The 20248-nt window shown below is 41.6% G+C and carries 15 protein-coding genes; 11 read left to right on the top strand and 4 right to left on the bottom strand.

Annotation, left to right across the window (positions count from 1 at the left end):
- The first annotated feature begins 15 nt into the window (after nt 1-15).
- From KPL72_RS19175 to KPL72_RS19225, 11 genes are all read left to right on the top strand, one after another.
- Nucleotides 16-903 (top strand): AEC family transporter, encoded by an 888-nt coding sequence (locus tag KPL72_RS19175; RefSeq protein WP_212916872.1) that lies wholly within the window; start codon nt 16-18, stop codon nt 901-903.
- A 21-nt stretch (nt 904-924) separates the two neighbouring features.
- Nucleotides 925-1479: a mechanosensitive ion channel domain-containing protein gene (locus tag KPL72_RS19180; protein ID WP_212916871.1), complete on the top strand. Its 555-nt coding sequence runs from the start codon at nt 925-927 to the stop codon at nt 1477-1479.
- 87 nt (nt 1480-1566) lie between these two features.
- A complete protein-coding gene (locus KPL72_RS19185) occupies nt 1567-1842 on the top strand; it encodes a hypothetical protein (RefSeq protein ID WP_212916870.1) in 276 nt (91 codons plus the stop codon).
- Nucleotides 1843-1959: 117 nt separating this feature from the next.
- Nucleotides 1960-2700, top strand: coding sequence for an ion transporter (locus KPL72_RS19190; protein ID WP_249422355.1), 741 nt, complete (start codon nt 1960-1962; stop codon nt 2698-2700).
- A gap of 1010 nt (nt 2701-3710) precedes the next feature.
- On the top strand, nt 3711-4853 hold the full coding sequence (locus tag KPL72_RS19195; RefSeq protein WP_219704083.1) for a tyrosine-type recombinase/integrase: 1143 nt from the start codon (nt 3711-3713) through the stop codon (nt 4851-4853).
- Nucleotides 4854-4861: 8 nt separating this feature from the next.
- Nucleotides 4862-7105, top strand: a complete 2244-nt coding sequence (locus KPL72_RS19200) for a hypothetical protein (protein WP_219704084.1) — start codon at nt 4862-4864, stop codon at nt 7103-7105.
- Nucleotides 7098-9167, top strand: a complete 2070-nt coding sequence (locus tag KPL72_RS19205; protein ID WP_219704085.1) for a site-specific integrase — start codon at nt 7098-7100, stop codon at nt 9165-9167. Before KPL72_RS19200 ends, KPL72_RS19205 begins: the two co-directional genes overlap by 8 nt.
- A gap of 2 nt (nt 9168-9169) precedes the next feature.
- A complete protein-coding gene (locus KPL72_RS19210; protein ID WP_219704086.1) occupies nt 9170-9886 on the top strand; it encodes a hypothetical protein in 717 nt (238 codons plus the stop codon).
- A 111-nt stretch (nt 9887-9997) separates the two neighbouring features.
- On the top strand, nt 9998-10558 hold the full coding sequence (locus tag KPL72_RS19215; protein ID WP_219704087.1) for a recombinase family protein: 561 nt from the start codon (nt 9998-10000) through the stop codon (nt 10556-10558).
- Entirely contained in the window at nt 10558-10995 is a 438-nt protein-coding gene (locus KPL72_RS19220; protein ID WP_219704088.1) for a VPA1267 family protein, read from the top strand. Before KPL72_RS19215 ends, KPL72_RS19220 begins: the two co-directional genes overlap by 1 nt.
- A gap of 158 nt (nt 10996-11153) precedes the next feature.
- Entirely contained in the window at nt 11154-13202 is a 2049-nt protein-coding gene (locus tag KPL72_RS19225; protein ID WP_219704089.1) for an AAA family ATPase, read from the top strand.
- Nucleotides 13203-13316: 114 nt separating this feature from the next.
- Here KPL72_RS19225 and KPL72_RS19230 read toward each other — a convergent pair whose 3' ends face one another.
- The 4 genes from KPL72_RS19230 to KPL72_RS19245 all read right to left on the bottom strand — a co-directional run bounded on the left by KPL72_RS19230 (nt 13317) and on the right by KPL72_RS19245 (nt 19947).
- Nucleotides 13317-13748 carry a hypothetical protein gene (locus KPL72_RS19230; RefSeq protein WP_219704090.1) on the bottom strand — a complete coding sequence of 144 codons (432 nt, stop codon included), beginning with the start codon at nt 13746-13748 and terminating at the stop codon, nt 13317-13319.
- A gap of 165 nt (nt 13749-13913) precedes the next feature.
- A complete protein-coding gene (gene dsr1, locus KPL72_RS19235; protein ID WP_219704091.1) occupies nt 13914-17747 on the bottom strand; it encodes an anti-phage defense-associated sirtuin Dsr1 in 3834 nt (1277 codons plus the stop codon).
- Between the two features lie 466 nt (nt 17748-18213).
- Nucleotides 18214-18783 carry a tyrosine-type recombinase/integrase gene (locus KPL72_RS19240; RefSeq protein WP_219704092.1) on the bottom strand — a complete coding sequence of 190 codons (570 nt, stop codon included), beginning with the start codon at nt 18781-18783 and terminating at the stop codon, nt 18214-18216.
- Between the two features lie 207 nt (nt 18784-18990).
- Nucleotides 18991-19947: a 3'-5' exonuclease family protein gene (locus KPL72_RS19245; protein WP_219704093.1), complete on the bottom strand. Its 957-nt coding sequence runs from the start codon at nt 19945-19947 to the stop codon at nt 18991-18993.
- Nucleotides 19948-20248 lie beyond the last annotated feature (301 nt).

A 20248-nucleotide genomic window follows, 5' to 3' on the forward strand; every position in this document is an offset into this window, starting at 1 on the left:
TCAAAGAGGCTGTTAATGGATACATCGACGTTATTCTCACAAATTTTCAATACGGTTTTTCCTCTGGCTAGTATAGTGCTGGTGGCGTTTTTATATGCCCGTGTTCGACCTACCGACATGACGGTGGCGAATCGTCTTAATATCAGTGTATTTTGTCCTGCACTGATTTTTTCGGTTATGGCGTCTAAAGAGTTTCATATTGCTCAATATATCGATTTGATCATTGCTGCGACGGTCGTTGTATTAGGCTCTGGGCTGTTGGTTTGGCCGCTTTGTAAATGGCTAAAAATCTCGCCGAAGACGCTGGTTCCGCCGATGATGTTTAATAACAGTGGTAACTTAGGTATCCCATTGATCGTGCTTGCGTTTGGTGAATCCGCTTTGCCTATTGCTGTTGTACTGTTTCTTACCGAAAACTTACTGCATTTTACCGTCGGTATGTATTTGCTCAATCCAAAAACTAATCTTCTCAATGTGCTGAAAATGCCGATGATCATTGCGACGGTACTGGGTTTAATTTGGAGTTTACAAGGCTGGACGGTCATCCCTGCAATAAAAGTATCTGTTGATATGATGGGGCAGATTGCGATTCCTCTGATGCTATTTGCGCTCGGTGTTCGCATGACGAATGTGGACTTTAGTGAGTGGAAACTTGGCGTTATCAGTGGTTTTTTATGTCCATTAAGCGGTCTAGTTATTGCTGTTATTTGGTATTATACCGTTGGCATGTCGGCAGAAAATTTTGCCTACTTATTGATCTTTGCTTGTTTGCCGCCAGCCGTGCTGAATTACATGGTGGCCGAGTTGTATCAGCAAGAGCCCCATAAAGTGGCGTCGATTGTATTGATTAGTAATTTGATGAGTGTGGGGATTGTGCCCTGCGTGTTGTTTTATGTTCTATAAATCCGTAGTAGGAGAAAAAGCATGATGGTGCAAATCGGCTTAATCGCTTTGTTAGTGGTGGCTTACGTCATTGTTTCTCGCATTTTGAAATCCAGCGTCGCCTTGTTAGGACAAAAGAGATTTGCTAATGAAGTGCGAATAACCTACGTTTCGAAAATGTTAAATCTTGGCTTTACTGCAATTTTTGTTTTATTGATTTGCTTGGTTCTTGGTATTGGTTATGGTCAGCTAGCGATCTTTTTCTCGTCCGTGTTTGCCGTTGTGGGTGTGGCGTTATTTGCTCAATGGTCGATTTTAAGCAACATCACCGCCAGCTTGATTATCTTCTTTGGCTTTCCTTATCGAGTGGGAGATTGGGTCAAGGTGGTCGATAAGGACGATGAAATTTTGGGTCAAATTATGGAAATATCGACCTTTCACGTTATTATCCACCGATTGTCAGGCGATATAGTGACTTACCCAAATAGTTTGATCTTACAAAAAGCCGTTATACGCTTTGAGAGTCGAGAAGCCGCACAGGCAATGAGTCAGTTGTTAGAGAAGTTGAAAGTCGAAAATCAAGAGACACCTTTCTAAACTTGAACAAAAAATAATCAGCTTTTTAAGATTTAGGATATTTGTGTCATACTAAGAGGCTTTCATCTTTAAGAAAGGAAGTCTCTTGTGAAATCCGATCCTGAGTCTTTGTTAAAAAACAATGATGCGCTTATCCATTCGGATGCGCTGAAAGTCAAATCTCATGCCCAGCGTCCCCAAGAAGATTGGGTCTTGCACACCTTGATGATCGAAGGTTACGACGTGCCCTTTCGTTTCAAACGCCAAGGAAAATATCGCACTTTACGCGGTGCTCGTGTGAACTTAACCTACTATCCTACCCAAGAAATCGTCGCAGGAATCCCTGTTGAAATCATGAAGGTTGTTCGAGTAAAGCGAACTTAAGCATCAAGTACTAGAACTTAACCCGCTTCTGCTTTTATTCTTCATGATATGAACTTAATATGGCCACGCCTGTCTGTGTTTCAGGTATTTATCTTTGCATATTGGGTGTAGAAAATAATGGAAACGAGTCGTTCTGATAATTGGTTTACCACGATAAAGCGCATTGAGCGTAGTGCTTTGTTTCAGGGTTTTATTATCGGCATTATTGTGGTTGCCGCATTAACCGTTGGCGCCAAAACCTATTCGTTACCTTATGGTATTGATAAAGCCATAAACTTCTTAGATAACTTTATAACGGTCTTCTTTCTAGCCGAAATTTCACTGCGCTTTATTGCGTGTGATGACAAGCGCGGTTTCTTTAAAGATCCTTGGAATATCTTTGATACCGTCATTGTGATTGGTAGCTTAATGCCTATTTCTGATTCGGAGATGGTTGTTGTAGCTCGTTTGCTGCGGGTATTCCGTGTTTTACGTCTGGTGTCGATTATTCCAGATCTACGGTTTTTGATTAATGCATTGCTCAAAGCCATCCCCAAAATGGGCTACATTGCTTTGCTGATGTTTATCATTTTTTACATTTTTGCGGCGGTTGGTTCTCTCTTTTTTCACCAAGTGAATGAAACCCTTTGGGGCGATATCGCTATCTCGATGCTGACATTGTTTCGGGTCGCGACGTTCGAAGATTGGACGGATTATCGGAACAGCTATTCGTACAGAAGTTTTGTAAACATTTTTTTGGGACACCTTGTATACATAATTAATTCTAAGATAAGTTATATTCTTGGGTATATAAAATATAAAAAGCAACGAATAAACGTTCTAACCCTAAAAATTAATGGCTCCAATTTTCAAGCCTAAAATTATACTCCCATTACTCCCATTACTCCCATTACTCCCCCAATTTATAATGATCATTAAGTGCATTTGATTAGATTATTAGGTGTGTTTAATTTAATTATTAAGTGTATTTAATTTAATTATTAAGTGTATTTAGTTTAATTATTAAGTGTATTTAGTTTAATTATTAAGTGTATTTAGTTTAATTATTAAGTGTATTTAGTTTAATTATTAAGTGTATTTAGTTTAATTATTAAGTGTATTTAGTTTAATTATTAAGTGTATTTAGTTTAATTATTAAGTGTATTTAGTTTAATTATTAAGTGTATTTAGTTTAATTATTAAGTGTATTTAGTTTAATTATTAAGTGTATTTAGTTTAATTATTAAGTGTATTTAGTTTAATTATTAAGTGTATTTAGTTTAATTATTAAGTGTATTTAGTTTAATTATTAAGTGTATTTAGTTTAATTATTAAGTGTATTTAGTTTAATTATTAAGTGTATTTAGTTTAATTATTAAGTGTATTTAGTTTAATTATTAAGTGTATTTAGTTTAATTATTAAGTGTATTTAGTTTAATTATTAAGTGTATTTAGTTTAATTATTAAGTGTATTTAGTTTAATTATTAAGTGTATTTAGTTTAATTATTAAGTGTATTTAGTTTAATTATTAAGTGTATTTAGTTTAATTATTAAGTGTATTTAGTTTAATTATTAAGTGTATTTAGTTTAATTATTAAGTGTATTTAGTTTAATTATTAAGTGTATTTAGTTTAATTATTAAGTGTATTTAGTTTAATTATTAAGTGTATTTAGTTTAATTATTAAGTGTATTTAGTTTAATTGATGAGGTTTTAGGTGATGAAGGTTGTCATATGGTGTTTTTTTGTATGTCATTGAATTTAAATGTGATTTTTGTTTTTTTATATATTTTTAAATGTTTTGATGTGTGGGGTGAAAAATAATTGTTTACAAGTGAAGTAATGGGTAATAAGGTTTTATAAGAAATGTTTTAAATGGATATCTGGTTTTGAAATTGCAAAGAATAAAAAATGTAATAATAAGTGGCATCCAAATTGACACTTATGCAATTCTTGAGGATAGAGTTTATCCAATTATTGAGCCGACTATGTTTTTAGCTCATATGTCTCAAAAGAATTCTAAAGAGTCCGTACGAGCGTATGGGAATGACTTACTGAAATTCTTTCGTGAACTGTCGGAGGTGAATGGCACTAGTGGAATTCTGGGGCAAGACTTTCGTGATGTGACTGATAACGAAATGAACGCATATTTGAATGCGTATCTTCGGAGAAAACACGGATTAAAACTGAAATCAATCAATCGCCATATAGCCACATTGAGGTTATTTTATGACTATGCCTACTCTTATGGATTGATGGCTGAAAAAAAGAGTTTTTCTTTTTTAGTTCGTTCTGATGAAGTGAAAACGTCGGAGTTAGAAGGAGTTACTAAGCAACTCGCTCTTGAATACATGTCAAAAGACGATCTGAAAACTCTTTTAGATAGTTTGCCTACCAACAATCTTTTCAACTGTAAGCGCGATCAAGTGGCATTGATGCTAGGGTATTACGCCAACTATAGAACTCATGAGTTAGTTCACTCCAACAATCTAAGGGTTAGAGATCTGGAGGAATTAATCACACTAGATGAGCGAGGTATACCATCTATTGCAAAGCCTATGAAAATATATGGTAAGGGCAATAAGGTTAGGTATGTCCGGGTATGGCCTGAATTAGTTCAGCCGCTTTATGAGTTTCTAAAAATGGCGAAACGCATAGGTGCAAAGCACTTAATGTGTAGACACGACGGCACATCTTTGATTACCGAAGGTCATGGCACCAAAGCTTTTCGTAAGGCTGTGACTAGCCTTTCATTAAAAGGTGAATTATCTATAGAAGAAGCTGAGTTATGGAAGCAGAGGCATTTTCACGGCCTGCGAAAATGTTATGCCACTAATGCTGTTACCTATTGCTATAGAGAAGGATATGACAAGCGTACTTTTGTAACTCAATGGATGGGGCACTCTGATTACGCAACAACGGAGGTTTATATCTACTTTGAAGCTTTACTGAATCAAAGAACTTTGACTAATAACGAAATTGATATGAGAAAAATACTGAAAGGTTATCAATCAAAAGACTTTTCGGAGTGAAAGACAGAATGAGTAGTAACGAAAGTCTAAAGATTGGTTTCCAAGATGATAGCGTGACTATAATTGATATAAGTGAATCTAGCACCGTTGCGATTTTTGATAGCGGACACTGCCAACTCAACAAGGTAGAAGCTCCTACTGAGGGATGCTTATCGCTCCATTTTGCTATTATTTCTTATTTAAACTCCAGTAAATTCAGAGGGCATACAGTTGGAACAAGAGCAACAGCGCTTTATTATGTTAGGAGTTTTTTTAGCTTCCTGTCCTCCTTTAATGCTGATGAAGAAGTGCCTTTAGATTTACTTAGCGTTTATGTTCAGCATCTAAGGCAAACTCATAAAGATTATGGCGCAAGCATTTATGAACGCGCTCAATTCGTGAAGAGAACACTTAGATGGTGCTGCAGTGAAAGTAGCCCACTTAGAGATAGTGTTAAATTACTTTGTAGACAGTATATCGCTCATGCGCCGAATCTTCAGAAGCCGGAGAGTAAAGCTTTGCAACCTCTATCTAAAGCTTTTTCAGAGAGTCCTTATAACGATACGGAACTGCTGGATTCGCTAAAAAAACTCTGTATTTGGATTATCCATTATGAGGCCCGCATGCGAACAGATGCATTACAGATAGATGGCATACGTCAATTAATAGATGGCATGAAGTTAATAAATATAGATAAACCGCCTATCTCTTTCTCTGCATTTTCCATCAAGAATAAAACAGCGGCAGAGGCCAGAATTCTATACGGGACAATCATAACTAAAGTTCGAGATAGTAATAACATAGCGCTAAAAGAGCGCTTAGTTGCAGATATACGACATCCTTTTGAAGAGAAAGCTCTCACAGAGAAACAGTTAAATTGGGTGTTGGATCGTAGTTTGATGAAGCGTGAGGAGGGTCAGCCTGTTAAATGTCGTTTTTCGTATGAATTAATTCGTATCGGTGGGAAATCTAAATACGTTAATAGAAAAGATCGTAGAATGTTGTACCCGGTAGGTTCGTTTAGAATTTTATCTATTCGGCATTTGCTTGTGCCATCGGACATTGAGTGTTTTGCTATGCAGTGCCTGTTATCTTGCGAGAAAATGAATGCTTCTAGCATTGAGAGACTCACCTTAGACGATGTAGTGAAATCGCCTCAGGGTATTCAATTTAATTTTCAAAAGGGGCGAAGACCCACAAATAAACGAGCTAACATCAGCACTGTTCATGCTTTAGGCTCAGCAATAGGTAAAGCATACTATCTGTTTGTAGAAGCGGTGAAAGATGCCAAGGATCATTTTAATACTCCAGATCAAGTAAAATTATTGAATTACCTAATCAAAGATACGAAGATCGGAACAATTGGGGCTACACGATTTGGTTTTAGTTCAAATAAATATATTGAACTGTTGCTGAACGAGAAGTCTCATCTCAGAAATCAGTTATCTCAAGATTTCGAAGAGCGTATGGAAGAATTAGAGCCTATACTTTGGCTGTTAGGTAAGTTTTTTGAGCAAAACAAAAAAAGTGCCACGCAAAGCGCAAAATACGATAGATCTCACAAAGTACATAAATCTCTAAAGCGTGCTGAAATTGTTAATGAGAGAGGGATTGGACTAACCATTGAGGCTATTCGTCAGTCCGCAATTATTTCAGAAGACTCTAGGTTAATTCATTCTCCCAATCTATTTAATGATCCCAATGTCATCGCACAGTCATCTAACCACTCCCTCTCTGTACACAACACTGTTTACATTGACCGATCAACAGCCAAAGAAAAGATTGAGTCTGATAGATTGTTTGTATCGCGTATCGGGGCGCTTATGGAACAAGATGCAAACCTAATGGGGAACCTTCTCGAAGAGACATCTGTTCTGGATTATAACCAAGCACTTGAAGTGCTTGGCTTACCCAGGGTAGATGAAGGCGCTCATGAGCGCATTTCCAAAAAGATTGAAGAGTTAGGCATTGATACTGATTTGATGGACTCCTTCAAGGCCAATGGTAAGAAAATCTTTCTAGCTAACAAGCTCTCAATAGCACTCATTATTAAATACTTAGAGCATATCAGAGCTAACTTTGATGACGTTTTAAACGATGACTCATCGCAGTTCACTAAAGCTACGTTGGCTGCACGAGACTATTTTTATTTCTCGGCAATCCTACAGATGTTCCCAGAAGAGGTTCGAAAGGAAGGCGAGAAATATGCAGGCTCTCTATCATTTAGTTACGCTAAATTAAGCGATCTGGCAGGGATTTCAAAGAATGACTGACACTAATCTATTATCCAATCTGGTCGAATCGTATGAGTCTAATGACGAAGCACTTAGCACACAGCATCTCAACGAAATTGGTAGCCTTCAGTTTACAATTCACGATCCAGTATTGAATAAAGACCTCAGTATTAACATATCTCATCCTTCTTACGAAAGTAATGACCATATTCGCAGGACGCTCAGCGAGCTATATATCATGCGTGTGTCTAAAGGGTTAGGGTGGTCAAATCTAAACACTCAATCCTTATCAGGTCGAAAATATACGATAAGCGGTCTAAGGAATGTCATGCTTCGATTTGGGGTTTGGTGGGTTAAAAATAAGCCCGATAGCAAGTTATCAGAGTGGAACCAAAGTGATGTAAAACACTTTCTTCAGGATGTGCTTGAGTTGAAATTAGACTGGCAAACCGAGATAAATCGAGAACGTTATGCATTTTGTGTTAAAAAGGATGGTCTTGCGAGCCGCACTGTTTTGGAAGAGATTATTCTATGTCTCAATCAAAGTTGCGAATTTTCCCTATCGGGCAAAATGCAAGATGGACTCAGTTTTCAATTCCGTGAAAAACAGGTAAAAGCGATATTACGACCTATTTTAAAAAGCTATCAACAGACTTATGAAGATTGGAAAAAAGGAGATAGTTGGTCTTCTATTCCGATACCTGTAGCAATGCTGTTGCTGAATGATGCTATAGAGGTTATTAGGGACAAGAAAACCGCATTTTTAATAGAGTATTTTCAGTTTCAACGGTCTGATATGTACTACTCCGTTTTCTCCATTTTTGAGCGAAATGCTTTCCAACGGTTTTGTGACGGTCTATGGCGGCTTAAAGGCTCTGGAGCACGCGATCTATCAAATGCCGAAGCCTTACTTAGCCTCATTCATAAGTATTACGGGACTTCTTGTAACACTTTCCCTATGACCCATGAAGAAATTAGATTATGGTGCAAAAAGGTATATCAGGCGGCAGTAATCATCCTGTTGCTATTAACGGGAGCACGAATCAGTGAGTTAGCGAGTATGAAGGCGGGAGACCTAACATATAGCCTTGATGGTCTCTGGGATTTCAAGTCCGAAATTATTAAAACTAATCATGGTTTATCTACGATTAGAGGTGTACATGGACTTGCCGCCGAAGCGGTGCAGGTATTAGAAGAATTAAGTTACATTGATAAACTAAACCAAAATGAAGACTTAGATATTTTTTTATTTGGAAGGTTTTTTACGAAGCCGATTAAGGAAAAATCTTTTGATATCTATTCTTATGGTCATAGGGCTTCAACTGCAACCCTCTCAAATATGCTTAAAGAGTTTTATGCAGAGTTTCTGGAAAGGCACCCAGAGATCAAAGCTATTTGGCCTAATGTTCATCCACACCAGTTTCGTCACACCTTTGCCGAATTTGCTTTGAGGCGTTTTGATGGCAATGTTCATGAGGCTATTCGCCGTCACTTTCGCCATTCACATAGTAGCTTCATGACTAACATCTACTTATCAAATAAAGTTGATGAAGCCTATATTTATGCTCAGGAAACCATGATTCAAGAGATTGCAGAGCAGATGATAAATGATGCTCGCAACCTTCTTAACGAAAAGATCACAGAACCTCGATTCAATGGTGCTGCAATGAAGGCTGCTCTAGAGTTGTTGGATGCCACAGTTATCACCTCTGAAGAAGAATTACATAATGTTATTGAAGAGTTTGCTAATGGGTTTGAAAAAATAGTCCCGCATGAGTATGGGTATTGTATGCCTCGTACCAAAACTATCTCACAGTCTCAGTGTTTCGATAAGGTATCTAAGGTTGCAAAGCTCGAAGAGGCTGGCTTTTCTACATGCTCTAGTTGTGTTCATTCTGTGCAAGAAATTAACTCACATGAAGCCTCTATAGTTCAGATTGGTTTGACACATGCACATCAGATGAAATCCATTGAAGCAACAACCAGTTTTAATTTAGAAAACAACAAGCAGTATCAAGCTTCCATGAATGCAGTTAAAAATGCTGAGCGCGTACTAAAAAGAATGAATTCAGATAAGATCATTGCGAGTTCTAAGGAATAATCATGAATAACCTTTTCTCTAATCTGTTGGATCAGTTTGAAGAAAAAAATGACATAACTCCAGAATGGGCAAATCGCAATGCTGTATCTAAGTCAGCCTATGAAGCGGTAATAAAAAAAGCTCAGGAAATTGAAGAGAGACTGAAGAAAACGCCACGAGACCTTATGGATAAGCTCCTTGTAGCAGATAAGCAAATTGTTGTAGCGGAGTTAGCTAAGGATATAGGTTGCTCTCGTGCTGCTTTAGTGAAGTCTCGAAGACCCGAATTAATTGAATTGATCGATAAGATTAATGTTAAGTTGTCAGCACATTTTGAAATTAACGCTCAACGTAAAAGTCGTGATCGAAAGCCAAGAAAAGATGAGTTAGAAGCAAGATGCGATCAACTAAAGAAAGAGGTTGAGGAGCTTAGAAAGCTTAAAATCGGTTCGTTGATTGAAGACTTTTTTTCTAGCAATATTTCTGAAGAGCAAAGACGGCTAGTTAACAAATTAGAAGTCGCTCAACATGATTTAAAAGAATACAAAGAGAAATCATTTAACCAAAATGAAACGATTCGGAGTTTAATGAAACAAACTGATGTGTCTCGAACTCAACTACAAGCCGTAAAGGTTGAGCTTGATTTACTAAAGACACAACTGAAAAGTGAAAAAATACAAAATGAAGTTCTTGCGCAAAGGGTTGAAAATCTACTGCATCAGTTGAATGCTAAGAGCTAATGATCGTACTAAAGATAAAGAAATATATAAGTACATGTACTTATGTATTTTAATTGATAATAGTACGGACTGAATTCATAATGTACTAAAGTTATAACTTTGGTACATCTAATGTCACATTTGATTGGTTATGCTCGTGTAAGTACGATAGCGCAAGATCTTGGCTCCCAAGTTGCTGCCCTAGAAAACGCAGGGTGTCAGAAAATATTTTCAGGCAAATACAGTGGTAGTTCAAAAGATAACGATGCTCAGCTTCAATCTCTGATTGATTATGTACGTGATGACGATGTCGTTGTTGTAACAAGGCTAGACAGGCTTGGCCGTTCCCTAAAAGCTATTTTGAGAACCATCGATAGAATTCATGAAAAGAATGCCTCCCTTAAAACGCTGGATGGCGCTTTAGATACATCCCAACGCACAGCCCTATCACAAGCAATGGTTTCACTCATTGGTGTTTTCGCCCAACTAGAACGTGACTTAATCTTTGATAGAACAAGTGAAGGCCGAGCCGCCGCCATACAAGCGGGTCAGCATATGGGAAGGCCTCCTAAAATCGGTGCGAACGATAGAAAGCAGATACGTAAGCGCCTCAAAGCTGAGAGTATTTCTAAACTGTCACGTGAATTCGAGGTAAGCAGGCAGACTATCATGCGCATAAGGGATGAAGAATAATGGCTAACGGGCAGCAAAAAGCACAGCAAAACGTCGACTCCTTTGAAGTTTGGAAGGCTACCCAATCGGATGATGATTTTCTTCAAATTGCCCACCGAGGACAGTTAAAGCGTGGCGAAGTTGCCAAAGCTATTGGTTGTGGAAAATCGGCGCTGACACAGAACCCTATTTTAAGACAAGCACTTGAGAAGCTTGAGACTGAGTTAAGGGCTCGTGGTGTGTTGCCGCCATTCACAGCTGAGTCTGAAACAGTGAAGTCTAACCCAAAGGAATACGATGCTAGTCAAGGCTCTAGACAACTAGAATCTAGAAGGTTATCTCAACTAGAGGCTGAAAACATTGAACTTAAAGCCAAGGTTAGAGAGTTAGAGTCTCGCTTGGAGCGCTTCGGTGAGTTGTCTGAAACTCTGTCTGAGAGGGGGTTCATGCCTCGATGAATAATGCCATTCAAGAAGATCACGTTAGGATAACTAGCATTCCGTACAGTTCCTCTAGCCTAGCTATCTTCACCGGAGTGCCACTGGAAAAAAACTCCTACAAAACTACTAGCGGTAAATATTACGTCACTATCAAAGCAAATCCTGAATCAATCCCAGTGCAACCGGCAATTGGTCAGTATTGGACGGTCAAAGGCGCAAGACGTATTGAGGAAGTGACAACAGGCGATTACGTAATGCTCCAGCATATCTATGAAGCACCAGATTATGTTGAATGTACTCTGCCAGAGTCAGGTGAACAGCTAATACAGTTCATCGCCAAAGAAAAAGCGTTTAGAGGGATTGGAGAGGTTAAGGCCAGAGCTCTATGGGCGTTGCTAGGCAACTCTTTCCACTCAACCCTGCAAAATGACACACTTGAAGCTAGAAATCGCCTTGAAGGGGTTTTGAGTGAGGATTCTATTGATGCGCTTTACGAAGGGTATGAGAAATATAAAAATCTCAAACATACCAATTGGATGACGCTGCGTGGTATTCCTGCTTCAATTCAACAGCGACTGCTCAAGTTCCATGATGACAAATCTGTCGACGCAATACAGGACAACCCTTACCTACTATGTGGATTCGGAATGTCCTTTGATGATGTTGAAGGCCTTATTAGAAAGTGGACTTTTGAAATTGCGGCTGATGATCAGAGACGACTTAGTGCAGCTCTAGAATTTGCCCTACGAAAGCAAGTAGAAAAAGGACATACCTATACTAAGCGAGAAGACTTAGTACCAGCATTAAACAAATTGCTGAAGAATAATGAGCTAGTTGCAAGCGCCTGCAAAGCAGGACACGATAAAGCTCAATTTCTTCTGAATAATGACACTCTGACGTATCACCCAACCGCTCAACTATTAATGGAATCTACCGTTGCCAAACGTCTGTTAACAATGGCTAATATTGACGGTTTGTATGACCGAAAAACCAGTCAAGCCTATCGTGCGGCCCTTAAAGAATTACCTTATGATCTGACGGCCAAGCAAAAAGAAGCAGTGGGAACATGCTTAGATAATGCTGTGGCCTGTATTACAGGAGGGGCCGGAACAGGTAAGACGACAGTACTAAGAACCGCGCTTAGAGCCTTTAGTTTAATGGGTTATGCCATCCATGCCGTTGCACTAAGTGGTCGAGCTGCAATGCGTCTACATGAGTCTATAGGCTTCACGACGATGACTATTGCTGCCTTTTTGAAAAATCCACCATTGGACAGCACAGGTAGCGATAAAAACCTATTGGTGATAGATGAAGCAAGCATGGTTGATTTACCGACCATGTATAGAATCGTTACACATATACATCCATCTGTACGGATCGTATTAACGGGCGACCCGGATCAACTGCCGCCTATTGGGTGCGGAAAAGTATTGGCTGATATCGTCCACTCAAAACGAATAGCAAACACCATGCTTGATATTGTGAAACGTCAGGAAGGAAGTACCGGAATCCCTGAGTACTCAAAGCTCATTAATCAGGGAGAGATTCCTCCGAAACTGTCTACCGCCTCTATATTCTTCCATGAGGCTAATAGAAGCGAAATAACCGATAGGTGTTGCCTTCTGTATCGTGAAAGCCCTGAGAATAGTCGTATTATTGCGCCTACTAGAAATATGGTCTCTGAGATAAATAACAAAGTTCAATCTGCTGTGAATAGTCATAGCGAAATGCTTAGATTCACCATGTACTCTGAAGAGTTCTTCTTAAATCTACGACTGAATGATGCCGTTTTGTTTACGAAGAACCTTTATCACAGAGGCATCCAGAATGGCAGCCTTGGCGTTCTTAGTGGCGTTAAGCCAGAACAGAATGACTCAGATGAGTTGGCTGAAACATACTTTGGTGATGTGACACTTGATACCGGTGACAGAATACAAATCACACAAGACGTCTTGGATTGTATGGAACTGGGTTACGCTATCACCCTACATAAGGCCCAAGGCTCACAATTTCCACGAGTGATTATTGCTCTGAGTAAAGGCAGAATAGTCGATCGTGCCTGGCTGTATACAGCCATTACCCGTACAGAGAGTGAAATACACATCGTGGGAAGCAAGGAAGATTTTATTGCAATTACAGAGGCCAATAGCAACGCTAGTCGAAGAAATAGCTACCTTCTTAACTTGCTAATACCAAGTCTGAATCGAGCGATAACTGAGTATTAAAGTTTCATACTAGCTGTAACTCATTTCTGGACATAAATGAGCTAGAACTATTGCACTAAATCATTTCTGTTAGATTAGGAAAAGTATGTTGAGGCCATACTCGTTTGTTATATTTTATGCTGTGTTGCAGCTTGGATAAGCTTTATTTTTTTGAAAAAAATCCCAAATGACTAAACGTTCTACAAGCTTTATATATGCTTTGCTTTCCTTATGTGGCCTATCAACAGGCAATATAGCTACGTATAATTTATTAGGAGACTCCCGACTTATTTTACCTTTAAGGTACTTATCTGAATAAGACCATCCTCCACTGTGCGCTCTCTTACGTAAAAATGCAGACTGTTTAAATTGATATAACCGCTTTGAAATTGTTTGACCTGTAGTTTCGCCTACATAAACGATATTTGATGAACTTGTGCACGGCTCAGAATAAGGCTTTCTTGTGAAGTGAGCCAGAATATAAACCCCAGGAAATCCTACTCCATCGATCTCTTTGTAGCTATCAAATGGAACCCACTCTTTAAATTTATAATCTGGAATGTTCAAGTCTTCCCCCAAAATGTAAGATTTTCGAGTTAAAGCCTTAACTCTAACTCGTCTGTTTTGGATAAAAATGTTTATGGCGGCAAAAAAAGCAGAGCGAAGTGGCCCTTTTTAACCATTTGCCTTTTTTGCCCCCACCGATAGCATGACACCAATCCTCCCCCACTATCACGCGCCGAGTCTTCGACGGTATTCACTTAGTCGCTGGTATCGAGCATCTTGCCCAAGCTGTGGATCAGCCTGCACGATGTCGTCCAAGCATTGCCCCAACTCCCGGGGCGCCCACTGTTGGTCGGCAATCACTGAATTCAACAGCAACAGTGCCTCTGTTGGGAACCGTTTACACAGGCCAGATTCGGCAAGTAGATGAACGACGTAGTGAGGGTGTTTAATGGGTTGCAGCCAGTCCTGCACCGCAGCCAAGGCCGCCGGAAACTCGCCACGGGCAGCAATGACCAACCGAGTCAAGGACTCGGCGATTCGCGGGGTGGCCAAGTCGCGGGACTTTGGCCAGATCTGTTGCCAGAACGGCTGGACACGGTTTTTCCAGTAGTCCTCACGCTGATCGGCTGCACCTTCAAGCGCTTGGGAGAGCGCCTGCGCAGATTCCTCTAGGCCTTCTTGTGGAAGCTCACCTATCGCGGATCGAAACTCATCTGCGGCGTATTCCTCGGTCGGGCCCAATGCTGCATAGGTTAGGAACGCCGAGAATTGCTGGCGATGCTCGCCAAGATCGGCGTAGCGGTTTGCGCTCTCTAGGAACTCTGGCTTGAAAGCAATCAACAAGGGCTGATACAAACGAGGAGACCATAGAAAACCTTCCCACACTGCTTTTGCTTCGGCCGGATTACTCCAACTGAAAAGTGGCAACAGGTATTGCTCCGTCCATGGACGGTCTATGCGGAAAAATGCAATTAGCCGCGACCCCAGCAGTACCCTGCCGTGGCGGAATTGGTCCTCTTGCACGTCGCACAGGGTCGTGAAAATGGGCTTGAGGTCGGCTGGAAGCAGATCGTTGTCATTCGGGTTCTTCTTGAACCAAAGATTGATCAGGGCTTGAGTGACATGCCCAATGGGATGGTTGATTGCAGAACTGACGGGGTCGTAGGTTTCAACACCATTACGGATGATGCGGGAACCTGAGTCAGCTTCGAACGGCAGCGAAAGCACGCGACAGCACAACTCGAGCAGAATGTCCTCGTGGCGATTGATCGATTTGGATGTAGCTTCCATCCACCACGTTACACCGTGAGCAATCTCCTGAAGTACGGCATCGGGCATGGTCTGAACCAACGGTGCTGCGTATCGCCAGGAGCGCAACACTGACCCTTCTTCGGCCCAGGCCTGCAGAGCCTCGCGCCATCGGCCAGCGGGCCATACGCCATCCTGTGCCAAATCACATAATGCGGTCAGACTATGAAAGAAACGCGTGCGGCAAACGTCACGCCACGTATCTTCGTAGAAAGGTCGCCGTCCGGGCGTCGGCTTTGTAAGCCATTGCACCAGCCCCTGCCGCTTGCGGGGAGCAATGTCGACGTCTCGGCTGTCCTCGTAATCTGGATCGCCAGAGCCACTCATCCAGTGCGAGAACTCATCACGCTCGTTGGTCGCCAACTGCCATTGCGGGTAGGCATTGGAAATTTCCGCCAAGTGTGCCGCTGCATCTGCTCCCAGAACGAGGCCCGATGTGTTCAGCTTGGCCAGATGAAGCCAGACAGAGCGAGCCACCAAATCTTGCCATCGATCTGGCTCCAGATCATCCTGATACATATCGCGTGGTGGACCCGCCAAGATGGCTGTCTCCAAACGCTCTTGAGCGTCCTCTTCCAACTGCCGCGCCTGTAGAATGAACAGTCTGAACACCTCCCGCCCCGTATCTGTGGACCACAGCCACCACGCCCCATCGGTCAGAAGCCAATCCACCCATTGCTCGGACGGGATGCAACCATCCTGACTGGCGGCAAACAGGGCAAGGCGTTTGAAGGTGGGGTATGGCAATTCAAACCAGCTCTGTGCGATTCGTGTCGCGCGCATGCTGTCATTCGCGTGAACCGCTAACCATGCATCGCGCAGCAATTCAATCAGGCTCGCCCAGTCTCGGAAGCCCCGGTTTTGCCAATGTGGCGTAATGGACGGGAGATCCCAATGCGACCGGTCGCTGTGGTCGTCGGCCTCACCCAACTCGTGTAACAGATCCAGTGCATCACGCAATAGCTGCTGAAAATCATCCAGCAGGAGCGGCAGGGCCGATGTCCAGTTCTCGTCGGCTAAGTCGTGCAAAGTAGATTGCACGTGATCAGCGGCCAGCACGAGTTCCCAATCCACCAATTGGTTGATCCGTGCAGGCTCGTCGGTGCTGCTTGAGTCGTCGTCACCCAAGCGAAACGGCTTCTTCAATACGACCTTGGGTGCAAGCAACTCCCGCAACTCCAGACGCAGTGTGGTGGTCAGCCCATCTCGCTTCAGTCTACCATTCCAGCGATACAGATCGGTGTCGTACCATGGGGATTTCACTCGGCCGCTAAGCAATAGCCGCCATAAGGTGCGCATAAGGGGGTCAGGAATGGCTTTGGGTGAGTGTAAACGGATTTCAGCCAGCTCAGAGGTCTTGCCATCACGTTCCAATGAAGCAAAACGGTCCAACTCATTTTCGATAAGCCATTGCAAACGGTCATGCAGCTTCCCACCATTTTGCGCAATCCAGATTACCAGTCTCGGGTCATCTAGGTGGCGTACAAACAATCGTGCCAATTGAAACATTACGTTATCCAATTTGCTTTCGGTCAGGCTACCGGAGACAAGCTGCATAGGTTGTGTATGGTCATATGGTGCAGGCCTACGAATCAGACTGAAGCGCAGTTTTATGTCCACTTCGTCTCGCGGCGGAACGCCAAAGCGGGTTAGGTCGCTGTGGTCGTAACGATTGTCAGCAAAAGGTTCCAGCAACCAATCCAGTGAGGGGACGGGATTGAAGTCTGCGAAGCGTTTTGCTGGCAAGCCCGATTTATCTGATAAGGCCCACAGCAACCGTCCGACAAAATCGTCCTGCCTTGTGCTGTCCTGTGGCCGGGCAAGAGCGTGTTTGACAACAATGGCCTCTTTGCCCTGTATACCATCACGATATGTTTCTGCCCATGCGAATAACGTCTGGTGTAGCGCTGAGTGGTCATGGCTATTAGCAGGAACGTTGTAGAGGATAGGTGTGACTCCTTTAGCTTCCCACTCTATGGTCTTGCGGTGCTCTTGCCCAGGCTCGCAATCACCCAGTGCCCATGCCTGCGGCGTGACTTCGCCAAGCATGCGGTCTGCTGCCAACGCATCCATCATATAACGGAGCACTGGATCGTTGATGCTGTAGCCTACGAAACAGACCACGTAATTGCGGAACAACTCGCTCACAAAGCGTGCAGCCCAGCGCTCTACGAGGTAGGCCAAGCCGAAATCACCGCTGGTGACAACCAGACGGTTCAGGGTCGTGTCGTCCACCTTTTCGGGTAACAGGCCGTGCAGATAAACCAGCCCATCCCAACGGCTGTTTTTGGGGATGGGCAGCATCGGGGCGGCGTACTCTTGGAACGCTTGACCCGTGCGTTTGGCCGCCACATGAAAGATGCGATCGAAGTTGGTGGTGACCAGCCGCAGCGCGCCCTCGCGGCTACGCGCCAGATGCAACAGCGCCGCTTGTGTATCGGTAGCACCCTTACGGCGGAGTTTCGGCTTCAAGGCATTTGCCAGAGCGCGACGTACAGCCAGACGCTGGCCCGGCAGGCGCCGTTCGAGCAGATCAAGTGTGGCATCGAACTGCCCAAGCTCGAAGGCCTCTCGTTCAATGTCCGAAAGTGTCGTCCCGCTCAGCCGGTAGATTTGGTCTACAAGTCCCTTGAAACCCGGTAAGCCCGCAGGGTAGGAAATTCCTGCACCACAGAAGAACACCACGCGGCCTTCCTCGTGGGACTGCAAAAGCGCATCAGGAATGTCAGGGCCGTTCGTGATGAATTGCATTCCTATATTTCCTTTCCAATGCGTATGTTTGAGGGCTCAATGGGTCTAACTTCTTATTAGTACGAATGCACGTTTACTCTGTTGGACCTGTGATTACTCACACAGGTAACTTTATGTATGCAAAGAACTTATCAGTTTTCTATCAAACACTCCATCAGGAAAAACGTGCAAGCGCGTTTTCCAAAGTTATTACCAAAAGCAAGCTACTATAGTCATCTGATTTTATAGAGTTTTATTTGCAATCAATGGCATTAGTGCGCACTGAGATTTTCTTGAAATCATCTCAAAATGTCTAAATTTAAATACGACGGTATAACCATATATTTTAAGCAGAGTTACTGTAAGACCAAACATAGGCAAAAAGATAAGAATTTGTATGGCAGCAGGAGTGGGAATTTTCGATTTAACTAACGAGCCGAAACATGGGATGGGGCAAAGGCAGCACAAGAACACTGCCTGCGTTAAATCAACAATCGGTTTCTTTAGATATCTTAATGGCGTCTTCAATCTCTATTCCCAAATATCTGATGGTGTTATCAATTTTTGTATGACCAAGTAGTAACTGAACGGCACGTATATTTTTGGTTCTTCGCATTGAGTGAGTTCCATATTGGTCAGAATCAAGCCCTAATTGCTCAGCCCAACTCCTGATGATAGACCTGTAATATGAATAGCTTATTGGTTGATTAGAGCGACGTAAACTGCGAAACAAATAATCACTAGGTTGCAATTTAACTTCTTGAGCCCAACGGCTAATACTTTGTTGTGTTCTCGGAGTTATCTCAAATTGAACTTCGATCCCTGTTTTCTTCTGCGTCAATCGAACCCTTTCAAATACTTGATCGTGAGTAGCGACGTCTCGAACTTTTAAAGAGAGTAAGTCACATGATCTTAGCTTGTTATCTATAGCCAAATTAAGTAAGGCTAATTGCATCAAGTTGTTTTGAATTTCAATTCGAGTGCGAATACGCCAAATCTCTTCAAGCTTGAAAGGGTGTTTCACACCAGTAGCATTGTGGTTTAGTTCTGGCTTCATAGAGACCTCCTAATTAAAAGTCACTATTGATAATAGCTAGATTGCTTTGCTTTGTTGGCTAAGGTATGGACAGAAATGTTTCAGCCCGAACAGGCTGAAGCGAAGATGGACAAAACCTTTCCAGCAACTTTACTAAATTAGAAGTTAATGAATAACCGAAGGTGTGGAAAAATCATTTAACTTGGTATCCATTAACGATGGTGTAGATTAACGTGTGTTTATCGGAGTAGCTAACGTAAACAATTCCCCAACCATTCCTAACTCTACTTTGCTTTCCCAAAATTCTTTTGCACCATGATTTAGCATTCTTCGATAGATATTTTGTTGAACAGATAATATATAATTAATAATATCCGGATTAGAAATTAACTCTGGAAAATCAAGCTGATTGCTTACCAAAAGATTTGTTAAATCACGATTTAATTGAGGAATTAAATTCACTATCCTTAGTACTTCATCTTGTCGAGTTCGTTCTAAAATTTCCTGGCCGGTTAACTTACTCATAAGACCTTTTATATAGTTAACATCACCAAGTCTTTTTAAAATCTCTCCTGTAACATATATATCATTTCCTGCATTATGATAAGGAGTCTCGCTAAGCTTCGGAGTGTAAATTTCACACAAATGAGAAAGTCTTTTTTTTCTCGTAGTAAAAATACCTTCTTGCGCTACACAGAGATTTGTATGAAGGGTAGAAGTATCAAATCTAACCTGTCCTGGAAATTTAATATTTAACTGAGACAAGTCACCTTTTATTGCATGCCCAAAAATATATTTTGAATTTTTAAATATATTAATTACACGTTCTGTTGCTTTGTCCAGGCTTACTCGTTCACTTATCCCGTAAATGAAGTTATCTTTGTTGTCAGGAACTCGCTTTTTATTTCTAAGTTGGTAGTAATCATCAATAACTAAATGTTCAACTTTTGTGTCATACTTACTTATTATTCCAATCCCAATTTCGGTTGTTTTTGACTGGTCAAACTCAAACATCTCACAATCGACACCAATTATCTCATTACCATCCTTTAGTATTTGCGATATTTGTTTGGCCGACTGAATGACTCTACGTCTATGATTTTCCACTTGTTCCAATTTTAAGTATTTGGGCGTACTTAGCTTTCTCTGTCTGAGTTTAAACTCATCTATCAATACGTGATTCATTGACCTAACCGTTCCTCTTTCAAATTGACACCAAAAATGCGTTACAAGCTGTTTAATGACCATATATTAGCAGTATTATTTGATTTTTCTTTTCCAACCACGAAGTGCAATCAGTAAATATCCACTCACATTTATAGGAGAACTAAGGCGCCTCTGTTCTTTAGGATAGTAGGCACGAAACAGACCTTCAGATGAGCGATAGACATTGGATGTCGAGCGAATACCTTCTAACCATAATGTCTCACTGCTTATTATGAGCAAGCTCACCATACACAATGATGGCGAGCTTGCTGTTTTCAGT

It is taken from the genome of Marinomonas lutimaris (assembly GCF_019426345.1).
GTDB classification, from domain to species: domain Bacteria; phylum Pseudomonadota; class Gammaproteobacteria; order Pseudomonadales; family Marinomonadaceae; genus Marinomonas; species Marinomonas lutimaris.

Coding starts and splice junctions, on each gene's coding strand:
- KPL72_RS19240 (WP_219704092.1), bottom strand. CDS start 18,783: ATGAAGCCAGAACTAAACCACAATGCTACTGGTGTGAAACACCCTTTC.
- KPL72_RS19245 (WP_219704093.1), bottom strand. CDS start 19,947: ATGAATCACGTATTGATAGATGAGTTTAAACTCAGACAGAGAAAGCTA.
- KPL72_RS19190 (WP_249422355.1), top strand. CDS start 1,960: ATGGAAACGAGTCGTTCTGATAATTGGTTTACCACGATAAAGCGCATT.
- KPL72_RS19205 (WP_219704085.1), top strand. CDS start 7,098: ATGACTGACACTAATCTATTATCCAATCTGGTCGAATCGTATGAGTCT.
- KPL72_RS19175 (WP_212916872.1), top strand. CDS start 16: ATGGATACATCGACGTTATTCTCACAAATTTTCAATACGGTTTTTCCT.
- dsr1 (WP_219704091.1), bottom strand. CDS start 17,747: ATGCAATTCATCACGAACGGCCCTGACATTCCTGATGCGCTTTTGCAG.
- KPL72_RS19220 (WP_219704088.1), top strand. CDS start 10,558: ATGGCTAACGGGCAGCAAAAAGCACAGCAAAACGTCGACTCCTTTGAA.
- KPL72_RS19210 (WP_219704086.1), top strand. CDS start 9,170: ATGAATAACCTTTTCTCTAATCTGTTGGATCAGTTTGAAGAAAAAAAT.
- KPL72_RS19215 (WP_219704087.1), top strand. CDS start 9,998: ATGTCACATTTGATTGGTTATGCTCGTGTAAGTACGATAGCGCAAGAT.
- KPL72_RS19180 (WP_212916871.1), top strand. CDS start 925: ATGATGGTGCAAATCGGCTTAATCGCTTTGTTAGTGGTGGCTTACGTC.
- KPL72_RS19200 (WP_219704084.1), top strand. CDS start 4,862: ATGAGTAGTAACGAAAGTCTAAAGATTGGTTTCCAAGATGATAGCGTG.